Source organism: Burkholderia sp. BCC0398, from assembly GCF_902833245.1.
Taxonomy (GTDB): Bacteria; Pseudomonadota; Gammaproteobacteria; order Burkholderiales; family Burkholderiaceae; genus Burkholderia; species Burkholderia sola.
Genome location: NZ_CADFEM010000012.1, coordinates 254,752 through 272,986 on the forward strand (window position 1 = coordinate 254,752; position 18,235 = coordinate 272,986).

Genomic DNA, 18,235 nt, shown 5'->3' on the forward strand with positions numbered 1-18,235 from the left:
CTTCTGCCTCATTCGGGCCGCACTTTCCTTCCGCGATTCTCCCTGCTGGCACCCCGGCATTTGATTCCGACCGTGCCCCTTTTTTCGTCCTTTCCACCGCGGCGCCGACCGCCCGCGGCGCGCCCACCGCCCGCCCCGTGCGACAACCGGCCCGAACCCGCTTCCAGCCCGTCCGGCGGGCGATCGCGGCCGATACAAGCACGTTCGTCGCACATCGGTGCTTGACCTGCGCCGACCGACTCGCTAGCGTTTCGGGTTTGCCCGGGCGGCCATTGCCGCCGGTGCCGTGAGCGCGCCCGACGTCCTGGCGCGCGCGGCCGGGCTCCGATGGAAAAGACGATGCAGAAACTCGATGCGGCCAGCCCGCAGGCGATGTCGACGGATTTCACCGCCGACAACGTCGCGCGCCTGAAGGCGCTGTTCCCCGAACTCGTGACCGAAGGCCCGGACGGCGCGTCGGTCGACGTCGACGTGCTGAAGGCGCTGGTCGGCGAGCGCACGGTCGGCGACGCCGACGAGCGCTACGGCTTTCACTGGCACGGCAAGCGCGCCGCTCGCCAGGCCGCGCTCACGCCGTCGACGGGCACGCTGCGGCCCTGCCCCGACGACAGCGTCGCGTGGGACGACACGCGCCATCTGGTGATCGAGGGCGACAACCTCGACGTGATGAAGCTGCTGCACAAGAGTTACGCAGGCAAGGTGAAGCTCGTCTACATCGATCCGCCGTACAACACCGGCAGCGATTTCGTCTATCCGGACGACTTCAGCGACAGCATCCGCCACTACCTGGCGATGACGGGCCAGACCGAAGCCGGCGTGAAGCGCAGCACCAACACCGAGGCGAACGGCCGGTTCCACACCGACTGGCTGAACATGATGTATCCGCGCCTGAAGCTCGCGCACGCGCTGCTGTCCGACGAAGGGCTGATCGCGGTGCACATCGACGAGCACGAAGTGCATGCGCTCGTGCTGATGCTGCGCGAGATCTTCGGCGAGGAAAACGAGCTCGGCGTGGCCGTGTGGGACAAGCGCAACCCGAAGGGCGACGCGCGCGGCGTCGCGTACCAGCACGAATCGCTGGTGCTGTTCGCGCGCAACGCCGAGACGCTGCTCGAACAGGCGCCGCTCAAGCGCCCGAAGCGCAATGCGCAGCGCATGCTCGACGCCGCGCACGACGCGGTGTACCGCAGCGGCAACCCGAAGGACGCGCAGAAGGCGTACCGCGCGTGGATGAAGGCGCAGACCAACCTGTCCGGCGGCGAGGTGATGTACGACCGGCTGTCGGCGGAAGGCCGCGTGTACCGCCTCGTGTCGATGGCCTGGCCGAACAAGAAGAAGGCCCCGGACGAATATTTCACGCCGCTGATCCACCCGGTCACCGGCAAGCCGTGCGCGATGCCGGCGCGCGGCTGGCGCAACCCGCCCGCGACGATGCAGGCGCTGCTCGAGCGCGGCCAGATCGAATTCGGCCCGGACGAAACCACGCAGCCGCAGCGGATCTACTACCTCGACGAGAACATGTACGAGAACGTGCCGTCGGTGCTGCCGTTCGCGGGCTCCGACGACGCGCTGTTGAAAACGCTCGGCATCCCGTTCGACCTGCCGAAGCCGGTCGACTTCGCGGCCGCCGTGATCGGCTGGTGCACGCGCGGCGACGACATCGTGCTCGACTGCTTCGCCGGCTCCGGCTCGACCGGCCACGCGGTGATGCAGGTGAACGCGACCGACGGCGGCGCGCGCCGCTACATCCTCGTGCAGCTGCCCGAGGCGCTCGACCGACGCGACAAGACGCAGACGGCAGCCGCCGATTTCTGCGCGAAGCTGAAGAAGCCGCTGACGCTCGCCGAAATCACGAAGGAACGCCTGCGCCGCGCCGCGCAGCAGGTCGCGCGCGACTATCCGGAAAGCTATGGCGACCTGGGTTTTCGCGTGTACCGGCTCGACACGACCAACGTGATCGAGTGGGACCCGCGCCGCGACGACTTCGACCATGCGCTGTTCGCGTCCGTCGAACACGTGAAGACCGGCCGCACCGAGGACGACCTGCTCGCCGAGCTGACGCTGAAGCTCGGCCTCGACCTGTGCACGCCGGTCGAGCATCACCAGGTGGCCGGCAAGACGGTGCACCTGATCGGCCGCGCGATCGTCGCGTGCTTCGATGCGCGCATTTCGCGCGACGACGCGGGCCCGCTCGCCGACGGCATCGTCGACCTGCTGGATGCGACCGGCGCGTCGCGCGACGTCACGTGCCTGTTCCGCGACAGCGGCTTCGTCGACGACGTCGCGAAGCTCAATCTCGCCGCGCTGCTCGAACAGCACGGCGTGAAGCGCGTGCGGAGCCTGTGATGCGGCTGCATTTCGAAGCGGATCTCGACTACCAGCGCGAGGCGATCGACGCCGTCTGCGACCTGTTTCGCGGGCAGGAATCGTATCGTGGCGACTTCAGCGTGCTCGCGAACGCCGCGCCCGGCACGACGGCCGCCGCGCAAGGCTCGCTCGGCTTCGCGGTGTCCGAGCAAGGCGTCGGTAACCGGCTGTCGCTGACCGACGACGCGCTCGCACGCAATCTCGCCGACGTGCAGTTGCGCGGCGGGCTGCCGCCGTCCGGCCTGCCCGGCTCGCGCGACTTCACCGTCGAGATGGAGACCGGCACCGGCAAGACCTACGTGTACCTGCGCACGATCTTCGAGCTGAACCGCCGCTACGGCTTCACGAAATTCGTGATCGTCGTGCCGTCGATCGCGATCAAGGAAGGCGTGCACAAGACGCTGTCGATCACCGAGGATCACTTCCGTGCGTTGTACGCGGGCGTGCCGTACGACTACTTCCTTTACGACTCCGCGAAGCTCGGCCAGGTGCGCCACTTCGCGGCGAGCGCGGCGATCCAGATCATGGTGATGACGGTCGCCGCGATCAACAAGAAAGAGATCAACAACCTCTACAAGGACAGCGAGAAGACCGGCGGCGAGAAGCCGATCGACCTGATCCGCGCGACGCGGCCGATCGTAATCGTCGACGAACCGCAAAGCGTCGACGGCGGCCTCGAAGGGCGCGGGCGCGAAGCGCTCGCCGCGATGGCGCCGCTCTGCACGCTGCGCTATTCGGCCACGCACGTCGACCGCCACCACATGGTGTACCGGCTCGATGCGGTCGACGCGTACGAGCGCAAGCTCGTCAAGCAGATCGAGATCGCGTCGGCGATCGTCGAGGATGCGCACAACAAGCCGTACGTGCGGCTCGTCGGCGTGTCGAACCGGCGCGGCGCGATCAGCGCGCGCGTCGAGCTCGACGTCGCGACCGCGGCCGGCGTGAAGCGCCAGATCGTGTCGGCCACCGACGGCGACGATCTCGAGCGCCTGACCAAGCGCGCGCTGTACGCGGGGTTGCGGATCGGCGAAGTGCATGCGGTCAAGGGCGCCGAATACGTCGAGCTGCGCCATCCGGAAGGCGAGGCGTTCCTGTCGCTCGGTGAGGCGTTCGGCGACATCGACACGCTCGCCGTGCAGCGCGAGATGATCCGCCGCACGATCCGCGAGCATCTCGACAAGGAGCTGCGCCTCGCCGAGCGCGGCGTGAAGGTGCTGTCGCTGTTCTTCGTCGATTCGGTCGAACGCTATCGCCGCTACGACGAGAACGGCGTGCCCGTGAAGGGCGACTACGCGCTGATCTTCGAGGAGGAATATGCGCGCGCGGCGCGCGTGCCGGCCTACCGTGCGCTGTTCGACGGCGTCGACGTCGCGCTGGAAGTCGAGCGCGCACACAACGGCTACTTCTCGATCGACCGCAAGGGCGGCTGGACCGACACGAGCGAAAGCAGCGCGGCGGCCCGCGAGAACGCGGAACGCGCGTACGGCCTGATCATGCGCGAGAAGGAAGCGCTGCTGTCGTTCGACACGCCGCTCAAGTTCATCTTCTCGCACTCGGCGCTGAAGGAAGGCTGGGACAACCCGAACGTGTTCCAGATCTGCACGCTGCGCGACATCCAGACCGAACGTGAGCGCCGCCAGACGCTCGGCCGCGGGCTGCGCCTCGCGGTCGACCAGGACGGCGAACGCGTGCGCGACGCGGGCGTGAACACGCTCACCGTGATCGCGACCGAGCGCTACGAGTCGTTCGCGGAGAACCTGCAGAAGGAAATCGAGGCCGATACGGGCATCCGGTTCGGGATCGTCGAGGAACACCAGTTCGCGGCGCTGCCGGTGCAGGAAGACGACGGCCCCGCGCATGCGCTCGGCATCGAGCTGTCGCGCGTGCTGTGGAACCATCTGCACGAGCAGGGCTACGTCGACGCGCAGGGCAAGGTGCTCGACCGGCTGAAGGATGCGCTGCGCCAGAGCGCGCTCGTGCTGCCGGACGCGTTCGAGCGACTGCGCGCGCCGATCGTCGCGACGCTGCGCAAGCTGTCGGGCCGCTTCGCGGTGCGCAATGCCGACGAGCGCCGCGCGATCGCGTTGCGGCGCGATGCGTCGGGCAAGGCCGTCGTGTTCGGCGAGGATTTCCGCGCGCTGTGGGACCGCATCCGCCATCGCACCGTGTACCGCGTCGAGTTCGACAACGCGAAGCTGGTGCGCGACTGCGCGGCCGCGCTGCGCGACGCGCCGGACATCGCGCGCGCGCGGCTGCAGTGGCGCAAGGCCGAGATCGACATCGGCAAGGCCGGCATCGAGGCGATCGAAGTAGCAGGCGCCGGCACGGTGCTGCTCGACGAAGGCGAGTTGCCGCTGCCCGACCTGCTCACCGAGTTGCAGGACCGCACGCAGCTCACGCGTCGGTCGCTCGCGACGATTCTTGCCGACAGCGGCCGGCTCGACGATTTTCGCGTGAATCCGCAGCAGTTCATCGCGGTCGCGGCCGACGCGATCAACCGCTGCAAGCGGCTCGCGCTGGTTGCCGGCATCGCGTACCGCAAGCTCGGCGAGCGCCACGTGCATGCGCTCGAATCGTTCGAGAGCGAGGCGCTGACCGGCTACCTGCGCAACCTGCGGCCGGACGCGCGCAAGTCGATCCACGAAGCGGTCGTGTGCGAGACGGACGCCGAGCGCGCGTTCGCCGATGCGCTCGAAGCGCACGACGGCGTGAAGCTGTACGCGAAGCTGCCGGCGTGGTTCCGCGTGCAGACGCCGCTCGGCAGCTATCACCCGGACTGGGCCGTGCTCGCGGAACAGGACGGCGGCGAGCGGCTGTACTTCGTCGTCGATACGCCGAATGCGGACGGCCACGTGCCGAGCGAGCACGAGCGCGCGAAGCTCGCGTGCGGCGAAGCGCATTTCCGCGCGCTGGTCGAGGGTGACGGCGCGGCGCGCTTCGTGCGCGTCGGGCAGGCGGATGCGCTGTTCGAACCGGCCGCGATTGCGCCACCGGCGGGCGGCGGGCGGTAACACGAAGGGCGGCGACGAGCCGCCCTTTTTTCATGGGCCGGCGGTGTCCTTCTTCCCCCGTCGAATCCGTCCGTCAAGCGCGTGAAAGCGGTTCGTATGATGGCGGGCGGGGCGGCCCAGTTACGGCTGGTTGCAAATCGGGTCGGTTCGACGTTTCGGCGCGACGGTCGCCTCAGCCGCTTGTGTCGCTTGTGCCGCCGCAATGAAAAAAAGGCGCCGAAGCGCCCTTCTCCGGCCTGCGTGCGCCGGCTTACAGCGTCCGGCCGAACGCGTTGCGGTGCGTGTGAGGCGTGGACGTCTTGCCGTGCGTGGTATGGCTGTGCGTATGCCCGCGGCCCGGCTGCGTGCCCGCGCGATCGGCGATCGTGTCGGAACGGTCGGCCGCGCGCGCGAGGCCCTTGTCGCGGTCGCCCGCACTGAAGCCGTTCGAGTTGCTCAGCGCCTGGCCGCTCATGTGACCGGCCGACATGCCGCCCGCGTTGCCACCCATCCCGCCCATCCCGCCTGCGCCGTGACCGCCGCCATTGCCACCGCCATTGCCGCCGGCTGCCGCATTCGCGGAGACGGCACCCAGTGCGAGCAGCGCGGCTGCCAGCACGGACAGATATCGTTGGGTTTTCATTGTTTGCTCCCTGGAGCGTGTTCGAATGATTGCATTCTAGGAACGCGCGGTTTCCGCGCGACTCGACGTTGTAAATGATCGTAACGACGCGCATCGCGCGCATTCGTCCGATCAATTTGCCGTATGCCGGCTGCGTGCGCGGAATGCGCGGCCGGCCGTCGCCGAACAAGGAAGTTGCAAGGCGGAAGCGGCGCGTGCCGTTCCGCCGGTCGATGAAGATGCTAGCTCGGCGCTTATTGCGCCGGCAGCATCCGTTGCGCAGCCGCCTTGTGCTGCGCGGCCTGCTCCTGCTCGTGCTGCTTCGCGACGTGATGGCCGACGATACAGCCGCCGACTGCGCCGACCACCGCGTGGTGCCCCGCATAGTGGCCGGCCACCCCGCCGACCACCGCGCCCTTCATGCAGCCCGCCGCGTGCGCGCTGCCGATCGTTGCGAGCGCAACGACAGCGGCGGCGGCACACAGCCTGATGTATCGCACGGGCATCATGTTTTCATCCTCCTCTTGCGACGATCAGATGGGCCGCTTAATCCCAGCGGCCGCCACGCCAGCCGCCGCGCTCGCGCCACTCGTGCTCGCGCCATTCATGGCGGCGCCATTCGCGTTCGCGCCATTCGCGCTGACGCCAGCCGTCGCCGCGCCAACCGTAGTCGCGATAGCCGACCGGCGCGTACATCACCGGCGGCGGCGCCACATAGACGGGCGCCGGCGCCGTGTAGACGCCCGGCACGCCGATGCCGACCGACAGGTCGACGTGGGCCGACGCGACGCCCGAAGCTGCCAGCGCCGCTACACCGAGAACTGCACCGAGAATAAGTTTCTTGCTCATTTCGCGACTCCCTGCACGTGTCGTGCGTCATGTGACTACGGTTCGGAGTCTAGGCACCGGACGCTGACACAGGTGAAACGGGTATGCGAGACAGGTAACGGACGTTTACGGGTGCCCGCAAAGCCTTATGGAGCAAGGGAAAGGCGACGTTCCGGACACCGTTGCAGCGATGCACCGGGTCGGTAAAAAGGGAATTTTCGGCACGAAACCGGCGATCGGATCGAACCCGCCGGTGTGCACGGGGAGCGAACCGCCCTCACCCCGCGGCGCGGGCGGCTCGCAACGGCGCGCGTTACGCGCGGATATCGTCGACGCTGCGCAGCCAGTGCACGCTGAACAGGTTGTCCGCATCGGTCCACACGGTATCGGGTGCGAACCCGGCGCGGCGCGCGATCGCGTGGAAGCCGTCGATCGTGAACTTGTGCGAGTTCTCCGTGTGGATGCGCTCGCCGGCTTCGAAGCGGAACACGTGGCCGCGCACGTGCACGGTCTGCGCGACGTCGCTGACCAGATGCATCTCGATGCGCTGGCGCTCGCGGTCGTAGAACGCGCAATGCGAGAACGCGTCGACGTCGAAATCCGCGCCGAGCTCCGCGTTTGCGCGCACCAGCAGGTTCAGGTTGAACTGCGCGGTCACGCCCTGCGCGTCGTTGTACGCGTGATGCAGCGTGCGCTCGTCCTTCACGAGGTCGGCCCCCACCAGCAGGCCGCCGCCGCGCAGCAGCCGTGCGGCGTCACGCAGGAACGTGTCGGCCTCTTCCGGCGAGAAGTTGCCGATCGTCGAGCCGGGAAAGAAGCCGATGCGTCGCCGCGGCGTTTCGGTCAGCCCGGCCAGTTGCTCGGCCTTCGTGTAGTCGGCAGCGAGCGGCGCGACGTCGAGCCACGGATAGGCCGCACGCAGCCGCGCGGCCGCACCGTGCAGGTAATCGGCGGAGATGTCGACCGGCACGTAGCGCGCCGGCGCGTTCGCGTAGTTGTCCGCGAACGCGTCGAGCAGCACGCGGATCTTCTCGAGCGAACCCGCGCCGAATTCGACGATGTCCGCATGCGGGCCGACGCGCCGCACGATCTCGGCCGCGCGATCGCGCAGGATGCCGAGCTCGGTGCGCGTCGGGTAGTACTCCGGCAGTTCGCAGATGCGGTCGAACAGCGCGGAGCCGGCCGCATCGTAGAAGTATTTCGGCGGGATGCTGCGCGGCGTGCGCGACAGTCCGTCGATCAGGTCGCGCTCGAACGCGCTCGGCCGCGAATCGCGGGCGGGTTGCAGGCCACCGCTCGTGGCCGTCAGGTCAGACGTCTCGCGCAAGTCGCACCCCCGTGAATTGCCAGCGTGCCGCCGGCGGAAAGAAATTGCGGTACGTCGGCCGTTCGTGCCCGGGCGGCGTCGCGATGCTGCTGCCGCGCAGGACCTGCTGGCCGACCATGAACTTGCCGTTGTATTCGGCCGCGACCCCGGCGAGCGGCCGAAAGCCCGGATAGGGCTCGTAGGACGAACGCGTCCACTGCCAGACGTGCCCGAGCATTTGCCGGATCCCGTCGGCCGCGAACGCGGTTTCCCATTCGAATTCGGTCGGCAGCCGCGCGCCGGCCCATTCTGCATACGCGGCGGCCTCGTAGAAGCTCACGTGACACACTGGCGCGTCGGGCGCGAGCGGTTCGACGCCGTGCAGGCCGAAGGTGCGCCGCACGCGCGTGGCGGCTGCATCGTCGTCGTCCGGGATCCAGTACGCGGGCCCTTGCCACCCTTCCCGCTGCACCGTGGCCCAGCCGTCGGACAGCCAGAACTCGGGGCGCGTATAGCCGCCGTCGGCGACGAACGCCGCGAATTCCGCATTCGTCACCAGGCGGTTCGCGATCTCGTACGGCCGCACGAGTGCGGTGTGGCGCGGCCGTTCGTTGTCGAACGAGAACGTATCGCCGTCGTGCCCGATCTCGACGAGCCCGCCCGGTTGAGGCAGCCAGCGCAGCGGGCCGGCATCGCCCGCGGCGAGCGCGTGTTCCGCCTCGGCGCCGGTACGCGGCCGGAACGCCGGCTTCAACGGGTTGCACGAGAACGCATGGAGCATGTCGGTGACGATCAGCTCCTGGTGCTGCTGCTCGTGATGCAGGCCGAGCACGAGCTCGGGCGCGATCGCGTCGAGCAGCGCCGCATCGGCGCCGGCCAGCGCGCGCAGCATCGCGTCGTCGACGTATTGCCGGTACGCATGCACGTCGTCCAGCGACGGACGCGTGAGCAGCCCGCGCTGCGGCCGCGGATGGCGCGGGCCGAGCGCTTCGTAATAGGAATTGAAGAGGAACTGGAAGGCGTCGTGGAACGGCGCGTAGCCAGGCACGCGGCGCATCAGCACGACGGTTTCGAAGAACCAGGTCGTATGCGCGAGATGCCATTTCGTCGGACTCGCGTCGGGCATCGACTGCACGGCCTGGTCTTCGGGGGACAGCGTCGCGGTCAACGCGACGCTGTGGGCGCGCACGTCCTGGTAACGGCGCTGAAGCTGTGATGCAAGAAGGCTCATCGGTTTACCGTTCACGTCGCGATTCGCTGCGTTGCGTTGCCGGAAAAGGGAAAGCCTTGCGCTGGGATGCGCGCGGCTGACGGGCGATTTGCTGCTGCGTCGTCGGGCAGCCGGCGCGCGCGCCGGGCCGCTCATGCGGCTTCACTTCATCTGCCCGTGCAGAACAGTATGGTCCAGAAATGTGAACGTCGCGAATCGGATTTCGGATGAAACGAAGGCGAAAGAAAAATGAAAGCATACGTGGGGTGGGCGTCGCGCGTTTCAGGAACGGCCGATGCCTGTCGTGACGGGGTTCGGCCGACGGAGGCAACCCGCGTGCCCGCGGCTGCGCCCTACTGACGTCCGGTGACAACCGCTCGGCATGCGTGAAAGGTCGATGGCGCGCGTGCGCCCGAGGCGCGGCGTCAGGCAGCCGATTCGTCAGTCGATATCGCGACCTTCCGGGTGCCCGGCTCTACGGCTCCACCCTTTGCGTGCCGTCGCTTTCTTCTCCGGCCGCAAAAAATTTTTTGCATCGATGTCACACGCGCGGGGTGCTCGCTCGTCATATCGGCGGAACCCACACGAAAGGAGAAGGAACCATGACTGCGAAACTCAATCCGTTTGCCGCCGCCCCCGCGTTGATGAAGAGCTGGATGACCGTGTCGGTCGCCGCTGCCGGGAGCCTCGAGCCGACGCTGATCGAGCTGGTCAAGATCCGCGCGTCGCAGATCAACGCGTGCGCGAACTGCCTTAACATGCACACCGTCGAGGCGCGCGAGCAAGGCGAGACCGAGCAGCGCATCTACCTGCTGTCCGCGTGGCGCGAAGCGCCCTGCTACACCGACCGCGAGCGCGCGGCGCTCGGCTGGACCGAGGCGCTCACGCGGCTGTCGGAGGGCCACGCCGCGTACGAAGCCGCCTATGCGACGCTGAACGACCATTTCAGCGAGGAGGAACAGGTGAAACTCACGGTGATGATCAACGTGATCAACGGTTGGAACCGGCTCGCCGTCGGTTTCGGGCTATGGGTCGACCCGGCCGACGCGAAGGCCGCCGCCGCGAAGATGGTGGCCTGATGCCGAGCCTCGACCCGGTCGGCAGCCACGCCGACGAACGGGCCGACGCGGCGGCGAGCTTCGATCCGCTGCGTCGCACGCTGATCCGCGTCGCATACCGGATGCTCGGTTCCGTCGCGGATGCCGAGGACATGGTGCAGGACGCGTTCATCCGCTGGATGGACGTCGACCGTACCGAGGTGCGCGTGCCCGAGGCGTTCCTGCGCCGCATGGTGATGCGCATGTGCCTCGACCAGCTGAAGTCCGCGCGGCACCAGCGCGAGACCTATATCGGCCCGTGGCTGCCCGAGCCGGTCGTCGAGGAAAACGAACCGGACGACGTCACGCTGCCGCTGCTGCTCGCGCTCGAACGGCTGTCGCCGCTCGAACGCGCGGCGTTCCTGCTGCACGACGTGTTCGGCCTCGAATTCGACGAAGTGGCCACGACGATCCAGCGCGACCCGGCCGCCTGCCGGCAGCTCGCCGCGCGGGCCCGCACGCACGTGCGCGAGGCGCGACCGCGTTTTCATGTCGAAAAGCAGCGCGGGATCGAACTGGCCGAAGCGTTCTTCGCGGCGTCACGCAGCGGCGACATGCGCGCGCTCGGCGCGCTGCTCGCCGAGGACGTGAGCCTGCATTCGGACGGCGGCGGCAAGCGGCCCGCGGCCGGCAAGCCGGTGTTCGGCTTCGAGCGGGTGATGCGGGTGCATGCATACCTGGCCGAGCTGTTCGCGACGCATGCGTCGAAGCTCGTGCGGGCCGGGTTCATCAACGGGCTGCCGGGTTTCGTCACGCTGGAAGCCGACGGCGAGCTGCAGACGACGGCACTCGAGATCGACGACGGAAAGATCGTCGCGATTTATGTCGTGCGGAATCCTGACAAATTGAAGCATCTGCATTGAGCGCGGCGCGAGCATGCGCCGTATGCGATGTGCCCGCCGGCGCCGCCCTCTTCTTTTTGCCCTGCGTTTTCCAATCGCCGGATATCGCGATCAGTACGTCGCGCCTCCGACGTTGCCGATCATGTACAACAGCACGCCGAGCAGCGGCGTCGCGACGGCGAAACCGGCCGCCGCCAGCCAGTTCGTGCCGCCTTGCGCCTCGAGCAGCGCGAGAAACGATTCGCGAGACGTCGCGTGCGGGCGCAGTTTTTCGATCTGGCGTTCGACGTATCGCTTGTAGAGGCTGTTCCCGCACCAGCCGAGCGAGACCGCGATCCCGATGGTGATCGGGTCGAGCGTGCTCGATTCGAAGTATGTCGGGAAGTACAGCAACTCGAGCAGCGTGATGCCGAGCGTGGCGGCAAGCACGGCGGCCGCCTGCCAGTACATGCATCGATACGCCATCCAGGCCGGGCCCAGGAAGCACGCGGCCCAGTTCCACGATTGCCGGCTCTTGCGCGAGTCGGCGATCGCCCATTTTCGTTCGTACCAGGCGGCCTTCTTGCCGACGTAAGCGGCGATTTCGTCGTTGCTTGCCGATGATGCGGCGGTCGTGGCCTCGGACATGATCGTGTGCTCTCAGTCGCGCGGATCGCGCGTCGTTGTTTTGATGTGGTGGAAGTCGGATGACGGGCGAAGCCGCCGCGTCGATGCGCACACGATTCTACGCGCCGTGCAGCGGCAGTTGTGTGGCGGATCGGATGGTTCGTGACGATGCGATGCCGGGCCGTGTATCGCGCAACGCATCGGGGCTTCATGCGTTGTTTTGCGTTGTTTCGGACCGGAAAAGAAAAACGCCACGCGAGGTTGCCGCGTGGCGTTTGTATGTTGGCGAGCCGCGTTGCCTGTAGGCAAGTTGTGCTGCCGGACCCCTTCATTTTGTTCGTTGGTAGGCTCGATTGGATTCGAACCAACGACCCCCACCATGTCAAGGTGGTGCTCTAACCAACTGAGCTACGAGCCTAAGAAGCCGCGAATTATAGAGAGGGTTTTGGGGCAGCACAAGCCCCTTCGTGAAAATTTTTTGAAAGGGGCCGCGCATGCGTGCCGACGATCGATGTCGTGCAGCGATGCTGCGGACGCGGGCTTCGTCTCCACGCATCACAGCAAAACGCGTCGATGTGCTGTGGTGTTATCCACATTGCCCTCTGGATAACCGTCCGGGAAGTCTCTGGATTCACAGTGGAACGATTGAGGATATGTCGGCGCGGCTGTGAATCGACGAAAAGTTGTTCTGTGCTGCCGGACGCTGTTCACGTCGCGCACCCAGGGTTATGCATTTCGGTTCGCGTTGAAAATTCAGTGCGTTACGGAGGTTATCCACTGTGGGGCACAGAGCTTGTTAACTATCACTACGTATATATACGAACCCTGTTAACACCTTTGGATAAGCACAGTCCGTCGACTGTGATCCGCTCAGGATATGCACTGCGTGCAGCGAGCTGACAAACGAAACGGAACGCTGTGAAGCGCGTCGATCGGTGCGCGAGTCTTCATGTCTGTAGAATCGCCGGCATCCAGAATGCAAACGCCCGACGAACGGGTTCGCGGCCAATGACCCATGCTTCGTCGACCCATCTCCAGGCGCTCGATATCGACACCGTCGTACGCCGGATGCAGCACCATCCGGGCGACATCGTGTTGGAGCGACGCGTATCGATACCGGAAGCCGAGGTCCTGTGTTGCCGCTACAACGGCGAGCGATTCAACGTGAAGTTCGATCTCGACTACGAGGTGTCTGTTGATCGTGTCGGCATGCTGTCCGGCGAGGACGTCGCGAAGATCGTTGGATGGCTCACGAAGGAGGCAAGGTGATCACAGCGGGTGACACTGGACGATGCGCGCGATGAAGGCGCCCGTCGACGAGATGCTGGCGACGGACATTGCCGGCCACATTGCGGTCGTCGTGACCGACATGGCGGCTGCGGTCGAGGGGCTGATCCGGTTGGGCTTCGCTCGCCAATCCGATCGGTGGGAACGCGCGATCGCAGACGATACCGATCGCCAGGCGCTCGTCGCCGCGCTTATCGATCTCGATGCGTTGTTTCCCGCAGGCCGCGACTGGAGCCCGCAGGCACTCGTCGAGTATTACCGGGAGATCGGCGTCGTTCGAAGCGGGTACCGTTCGGTTGCATGGCGCGGGCCGACGCAATTCGTCATCGGATGACGTCGAACGACATGACGAAACCGAAGCAGGACCCGGGCGACACCCGTGCTTCAGGAACCATGACACGGGATGGAACATCCGCCTGCGCGGGCGATTGTTATCGGAAGACAGGCGGTGAAATTCGGAGAAGACGATGAGCACATCGAATTTCGGCACGATCGACCGGTGTTCGGTCACGCTCAACACCGCGACGCTGCCCGGCCTGAAAACTGCCTACGAAGACTTTGCGGCGACCGGGCAGGACCTGCGCAGCTTCGAGATCTGTATCACGGATAAAAGGGCATTCACGGTGGATCCCGGACCAGACGATGATGTCATCACCATCACGTTCGTGGCGAAGCTGATTCCGGGCATGCGCGGGCTGGGCAACGCAAACCGGCTCGGAAAGTCGATCCACTGCGTCATCGCGCCGGAAACCGGCGAGATTCTCGGGATAGTCGGGACGAAGTGACCGGAAGCGCGAGCGGCGGTGTGTGGATAACCGGCGCACGATCCAGTCGAAACCCTGTGCCCCCGATCGGTGAGCATTCCGGTTTCGATGGTCCTGTCGGCCTGAATGCCCGACCTGACAAGGCTTTGCCGACAATGAAAGAGGGCAGCGAACAAATCGCGCGCGACGTCTGGAAGTCGAATGCCTTGTGGATATCGACGCCCAAAACAACCCGAAACGCTGTGCACGTCAAAGGTGAGCGAACCGACCGAAGGCGACCTGCGGGACCAGCAGGAGATATGTGGATATCCGGTTCCGCGGCGACTCGAAACCCTGTGATTTTAAAGGTGAGGGCGCCGGCGCGGTGTCGATGTGAATAACTGCCGAGGAAAGTCAGTCGAAACGCTGTGCATTCGAGCGGTGAGCATGCGCCCGTTCAAGCCCGCCAAGCCGCCCCACAAAAGGCGCTGACGGCCACGACCAACCGCCAGCCGGGCGCGCATCCTACCGCTTCAAGTCTGCTGATCGAGCGCCTGCACGACTGCCTTCTCGGCAAGACTCCCCGCCGGTCCGACCACCGCATAGTTGAGCCCATTCACCGATCCATACCGCGCGAGCAGCGCGCCATCCACGCGTTGCCCGTTCGGCAGCAGCCGATGTCCCGATTCCGCCGGCCGGAGATAGAAGCTCAGCGTCCGTCCCGCATCATCCTCATAGAGCACCATCGCAGCAGTCGCCCCGCTGTCCGTCGTGAACAACCGTCCACCGACCGGCCTGAACCCCGCCGCGCTCAAATCCGGCAGCTTCGCCGATGCGCCCACGCCTTTGGTGAGCCATCCCTGCAAATCGCCCGCACCGGTCGGCCGGTAATCGACCTTGGCCGTCCGATCGACCGCCATCATCTGGTAAGCCTTGACCGCATCGCTCATCGGCGCGATAGGCGGCGCCGCGTTCCACCCGCGAGCCTGCCAGCCGCCGAACGTCCCGAGCCCGACGCAGAATACGAACGAAGCCGCCATCGCGAACCGCATCCGGGAGCGCTCGGCCCGCCGGCCGCGAATCGCCGCCGGATCCAGCGCAGGGTTATCGGCCGGCATCCGCACGCTCTCCAGCGCGGCCCGCAACCGCTGCGCGTCCTGTTGCCATTGCTTCACCTGTTCCGCGCGCGCCGGATGCAGCGCGAGATAGCGCTCGACCGCGGCGCGCGCATCGTCGTCGAGTTGGCCGTCGACATAGGCCTGAAGGTCATGTTCGTTCGGAGGCGTGTTCATTTTTTCATCAACCGCAAGGAAGGAGCGGGAAGTTCACCGTCGCTGAGCTGGCGCAGCGCCTGGCGCGCGCGGGAGAGCCGCGACATCACGGTGCCGATCGGCACCTCGAGCAGGTCGGCGACCTCCTGATAGGTGAAGCCCTCGACCGCGACGAGCAGCAGCAGGCTGCGCTGCTCGTCCGAGAGCCGGCCGAACGCTTCGAGCGTCGCGCGCGCCGCGAATTCGCGTTCGGCGGACGGCCAGTGCGCTTCGTCGTCGTCGCCGATGCGGCCAAGCAGCCACGCGTAGCGCTTCGCGCTGCGTTTGCCATCGAGAAACTGCCGGTACAGGATCGTGAAGAGCCAGCTGCGCAGCGATGCGTCGTCGCGACGGCTCGTCCAGCGCGACAACGCGCGCTCGAGCGTCGACTGGACGAGATCGTCGGCTGCATGGACGTCGCGCGCCAGCCAGAGCGCGAAGCGTCGCAGCCTGGGGATGAGTTCGCGCAATGCTTCGTCGTCGAGGGCGGTGGAGGGCATGGCTGGGCCGGTTGCCGAAAGGGTCGTGGATGCCGTGTAGGACGCCGGCCGGCATCGGTTATTCCCTCCAGCATACGAAAAAATTCTTCGTGGAATAAAGCGGCGTGGGCGGCGTCCTACACGCGTTCGACAATGATCTGACGATCGGGAGTGCATTCATGAAGCAATCTTCTTCTTCGCCGCAGCGCGAGCCTGGGCGCGGGTGGTGGCGCTGGGCCGTGATCGGTGGCGCGGTGGCCGGCGTGGCCGCGGCGTTCGGGTATGCCGGCGGATGGCTCGCGCCGGCGCGTCTGACCCCGCACCGGCTCGTCGACGCGCTGCAGACCAACAGCGGCATCCATGCCGGCTACCGGCGCAATCACGCGAAGGGCGTGTGCGTGACCGGCTATTTCGAAGGCAACGGCGCCGCGAGCGCGTATTCGGTCGCGCCGTTCTTCAAGGCGGTGCGCACGCCGGTGGTCGGGCGCTTCGCGTTGCCGGGCGGGAACCCTTATGCGCCGGACAGCAGCGTGCCGATCCGCAGCCTCGCGCTGAAGCTCACCGCGCCGGACGGCGAGCAATGGCGGACCGGGATGAACGCGATGCCGGTGTTTCCGGTGGCGACGCCGCAGGCGTTCTACGAGCAGACGCTCGCGACCCGGCCCGATCCGAAGACGGGCAAGCCCGATCCGGCGAAGGTGAAGGCGTTCTTCGGCGCGCATCCGGAAGCCGGCGCGTTCCTGCAATGGGTGAAGGGTGCGAAGCCGAGCGCGAGCTACGTCACCGAAAGCTATTACGGGTTGAACGCGTTCTACTTCGTCGATGCGGCCGGCAAGCGCCAGGCGGTGCGGTGGCGCGTCGTGCCGGAGCAGACGGCGGGCGCCGGCGACGTCGCGACGGCCGCGGATCCGAACGTGCTGCAACAGGACGTGACGCAGCGCATCGCGGCCGGCCCGCAGAAGTGGAAGCTGCTGGTGACGCTGGCGGAGCCCGGCGACCCGGTGGACGACGCGACGAAGATCTGGCCCGCGCAGCGCACGACGATCGATGCGGGCACGCTCGTGCTCGATCGCGTGGAGGCGCAGGACAGCGGCCCGTGCCGCGACGTGAACTACGACCCGACGGTGCTGCCGCAGGGGATTCAGGTGTCGGGCGATCCGTTGCTGGCGGCGCGTTCGGCCGCGTATGCGGATTCGTATCTGCGGCGCACGAGTGAAGAGGCCGGCGTGGCAGGCGTGGCGCGAGTGAGTGGGGAGGGACGGTGATGAAGGCTTCGACGACGTTTAGTTTGCCGGCGCGGGTGCTGCACTGGGTGATGGCCGCGATGATTCTCGCGATGCTGTTCATCGGAGTGGGGATGGTGGCGTCGGTTTCCGGGCGGCACGAGATCCTGGTGGCGATTCACAAGCCGCTGGGCGTGGCCGTGCTGGTGCTGGTGTGCGTGCGGATCGTGGTGCGGATGCTGTCGAAGCCGCCGGCGTTGCCCGACGATCTGCCGTGGTGGCAGAAGGTGGCCGCGCACGGGTCGCATCTCGTGCTGTATGCGCTGATGGTGGCGATGCCGCTGATCGGCTGGGCGATGCTGTCGGCGGGCGGGTATCCGGTGACGTTGGGTGGCGGCGTGCAACTGCCGGCGCTAGTGTCGGCCGATCCGGTGACGTTCGCGTGGCTTCGGGTCGCGCATCGCGTGCTGGCCTATCTCTTCTTCCTGACGTTCCTCGCGCACTTTGCGGCGGCGCTGTATCACGGGCTGATTCGGCGGGACGGCGTGGTGAGGGCGATGGTGGGGCGGTAATCGACGGAAGGGTGCGTTCGATACGGCGGGGCTGTCCAAGGGCGACCTGCGCCTGCCGTGTCGTCTTATATATGAGCACTGGGAAGTGCTCGGCGGTCCCGGCCATAGCACGTCAAAAATATTTCACAAAAGGGGTTGCGGAGACGGGGGCAGGTGCTTAGAATCACGCCTCTTTCGCGCTAACGGAAACGCAGCGCGGGGGAAGAAGAGGGAAGCGGTGCTGTTGAAGTCGGTTTTATCGATTCCAGTGCACGCGAAATTAAACCGCAGTCGTCGCAACGAAGTAGTTAAAAAAGTTGTTGACGAGTTTCAAAAAACGGTTGATAATCTCGCTTCTCTGCTGCTGAAAATGCAGCGCTGCCGGGAAACACGAAGTTCCTCGCAGAATGCTCTTTAAAAATTAACAGCCGATAAGTGTGGGCGCTTGATGGCAGCGAGCTGATCCTCGGATCAGATAGCGAAAGTATCAAGAGTCTCACACTAAAGTAAGTCAGGTTTATGAAGTGATTCATATTCCTGTCAGCTTTGAGTGAGCGACCGGTTCTATGGAACCGAAAACAGTAACAGGTTTGAACTGAAGAGTTTGATCCTGGCTCAGATTGAACGCTGGCGGCATGCCTTACACATGCAAGTCGAACGGCAGCACGGGTGCTTGCACCTGGTGGCGAGTGGCGAACGGGTGAGTAATACATCGGAACATGTCCTGTAGTGGGGGATAGCCCGGCGAAAGCCGGATTAATACCGCATACGATC

17 protein-coding genes, 1 tRNA gene and 1 rRNA gene are annotated in these 18,235 nt (G+C 66.1%); 10 read left to right on the forward strand and 9 right to left on the reverse strand.

Annotated elements, in window-relative coordinates; genetic code table 11:
* The first annotated feature begins 327 nt into the window (after nucleotides 1–327).
* Both HWX76_RS25895 and HWX76_RS25900 read left to right on the forward strand, forming a co-directional pair.
* On the forward strand, nucleotides 328–2,346 hold the full coding sequence (locus HWX76_RS25895; RefSeq protein WP_089488003.1) for a site-specific DNA-methyltransferase: 2,019 nt from the start codon (nucleotides 328–330) through the stop codon (nucleotides 2,344–2,346).
* Nucleotides 2,346–5,378 carry a DEAD/DEAH box helicase family protein gene (locus tag HWX76_RS25900; protein ID WP_176016548.1) on the forward strand — a complete coding sequence of 1,011 codons (3,033 nt, stop codon included), beginning with the start codon at nucleotides 2,346–2,348 and terminating at the stop codon, nucleotides 5,376–5,378. Before HWX76_RS25895 ends, HWX76_RS25900 begins: the two co-directional genes overlap by 1 nt.
* Before the next feature lie 250 nt (nucleotides 5,379–5,628).
* Here HWX76_RS25900 and HWX76_RS25905 read toward each other — a convergent pair whose 3' ends face one another.
* From HWX76_RS25905 to egtB, 5 genes are all read right to left on the reverse strand, one after another.
* Entirely contained in the window at nucleotides 5,629–6,000 is a 372-nt protein-coding gene (locus tag HWX76_RS25905; protein ID WP_176016549.1) for a hypothetical protein, read from the reverse strand.
* A 233-nt stretch (nucleotides 6,001–6,233) separates the two neighbouring features.
* Nucleotides 6,234–6,488, reverse strand: a complete 255-nt coding sequence (locus HWX76_RS25910; protein ID WP_176016550.1) for a hypothetical protein — start codon at nucleotides 6,486–6,488, stop codon at nucleotides 6,234–6,236.
* A gap of 37 nt (nucleotides 6,489–6,525) precedes the next feature.
* Nucleotides 6,526–6,828: a hypothetical protein gene (locus HWX76_RS25915; RefSeq protein WP_050015728.1), complete on the reverse strand. Its 303-nt coding sequence runs from the start codon at nucleotides 6,826–6,828 to the stop codon at nucleotides 6,526–6,528.
* A 292-nt stretch (nucleotides 6,829–7,120) separates the two neighbouring features.
* Nucleotides 7,121–8,134, reverse strand: a complete 1,014-nt coding sequence (egtD, locus tag HWX76_RS25920) for an L-histidine N(alpha)-methyltransferase (protein ID WP_050015726.1) — start codon at nucleotides 8,132–8,134, stop codon at nucleotides 7,121–7,123.
* Nucleotides 8,118–9,344 carry an ergothioneine biosynthesis protein EgtB gene (gene egtB / locus HWX76_RS25925; protein ID WP_176016551.1) on the reverse strand — a complete coding sequence of 409 codons (1,227 nt, stop codon included), beginning with the start codon at nucleotides 9,342–9,344 and terminating at the stop codon, nucleotides 8,118–8,120. Before egtB ends, egtD begins: the two co-directional genes overlap by 17 nt.
* A 581-nt stretch (nucleotides 9,345–9,925) precedes the next feature.
* Here egtB and HWX76_RS25930 point away from each other — a divergent pair.
* Together HWX76_RS25930 and HWX76_RS25935 are read left to right on the forward strand one after the other, a co-directional pair.
* On the forward strand, nucleotides 9,926–10,402 hold the full coding sequence (locus tag HWX76_RS25930) for a carboxymuconolactone decarboxylase family protein (protein WP_124594471.1): 477 nt from the start codon (nucleotides 9,926–9,928) through the stop codon (nucleotides 10,400–10,402).
* Complete coding sequence (locus tag HWX76_RS25935) at nucleotides 10,402–11,283, forward strand: sigma-70 family RNA polymerase sigma factor (RefSeq protein ID WP_176016552.1); 882 nt, start codon at nucleotides 10,402–10,404, stop codon at nucleotides 11,281–11,283. The genes HWX76_RS25930 and HWX76_RS25935 overlap by 1 nt, the downstream gene beginning before the upstream one ends.
* A 90-nt stretch (nucleotides 11,284–11,373) precedes the next feature.
* On the opposite strand, the gene HWX76_RS25940 is transcribed toward HWX76_RS25935, so the two are convergent.
* Together HWX76_RS25940 and HWX76_RS25945 are read right to left on the reverse strand one after the other, a co-directional pair.
* Nucleotides 11,374–11,889: a DUF2628 domain-containing protein gene (locus HWX76_RS25940; RefSeq protein WP_050015720.1), complete on the reverse strand. Its 516-nt coding sequence runs from the start codon at nucleotides 11,887–11,889 to the stop codon at nucleotides 11,374–11,376.
* Between the two features lie 320 nt (nucleotides 11,890–12,209).
* Nucleotides 12,210–12,286: transfer RNA gene (locus tag HWX76_RS25945), tRNA-Val, on the reverse strand.
* A gap of 590 nt (nucleotides 12,287–12,876) precedes the next feature.
* Here HWX76_RS25945 and HWX76_RS25950 point away from each other — a divergent pair.
* The 3 genes from HWX76_RS25950 (at nucleotide 12,877) to HWX76_RS25960 (ending at nucleotide 13,940) form a co-directional block, all read left to right on the forward strand.
* Nucleotides 12,877–13,137 carry a hypothetical protein gene (locus tag HWX76_RS25950; protein WP_124631948.1) on the forward strand — a complete coding sequence of 87 codons (261 nt, stop codon included), beginning with the start codon at nucleotides 12,877–12,879 and terminating at the stop codon, nucleotides 13,135–13,137.
* A gap of 31 nt (nucleotides 13,138–13,168) precedes the next feature.
* The gene (locus HWX76_RS25955) at nucleotides 13,169–13,489 is read left to right on the forward strand and encodes a hypothetical protein (protein ID WP_089488066.1); all 321 of its coding nucleotides are present in this window, start codon (nucleotides 13,169–13,171) and stop codon (nucleotides 13,487–13,489) included.
* 133 nt (nucleotides 13,490–13,622) lie between these two features.
* Nucleotides 13,623–13,940: a hypothetical protein gene (locus HWX76_RS25960; RefSeq protein ID WP_176016553.1), complete on the forward strand. Its 318-nt coding sequence runs from the start codon at nucleotides 13,623–13,625 to the stop codon at nucleotides 13,938–13,940.
* 491 nt (nucleotides 13,941–14,431) lie between these two features.
* Here HWX76_RS25960 and HWX76_RS25965 read toward each other — a convergent pair whose 3' ends face one another.
* Nucleotides 14,432–15,190, reverse strand: coding sequence for an anti-sigma factor (locus HWX76_RS25965; protein WP_176016554.1), 759 nt, complete (start codon nucleotides 15,188–15,190; stop codon nucleotides 14,432–14,434).
* On the reverse strand, nucleotides 15,187–15,708 hold the full coding sequence (locus HWX76_RS25970; protein ID WP_089487994.1) for a sigma-70 family RNA polymerase sigma factor: 522 nt from the start codon (nucleotides 15,706–15,708) through the stop codon (nucleotides 15,187–15,189). The genes HWX76_RS25965 and HWX76_RS25970 overlap by 4 nt, the downstream gene beginning before the upstream one ends.
* Nucleotides 15,709–15,866: 158 nt before the next feature.
* Between HWX76_RS25970 and HWX76_RS25975 the strand changes: the two genes are divergently transcribed.
* The 3 genes from HWX76_RS25975 to HWX76_RS25985 form a co-directional block, all read left to right on the forward strand.
* Nucleotides 15,867–16,952: a catalase family peroxidase gene (locus HWX76_RS25975; protein ID WP_176016555.1), complete on the forward strand. Its 1,086-nt coding sequence runs from the start codon at nucleotides 15,867–15,869 to the stop codon at nucleotides 16,950–16,952.
* Nucleotides 16,952–17,482 carry a cytochrome b gene (locus HWX76_RS25980; protein WP_172843425.1) on the forward strand — a complete coding sequence of 177 codons (531 nt, stop codon included), beginning with the start codon at nucleotides 16,952–16,954 and terminating at the stop codon, nucleotides 17,480–17,482. Before HWX76_RS25975 ends, HWX76_RS25980 begins: the two co-directional genes overlap by 1 nt.
* 571 nt (nucleotides 17,483–18,053) lie before the next feature.
* A 16S ribosomal RNA gene (locus tag HWX76_RS25985) occupies nucleotides 18,054–18,235 on the forward strand; the annotation flags it as partial.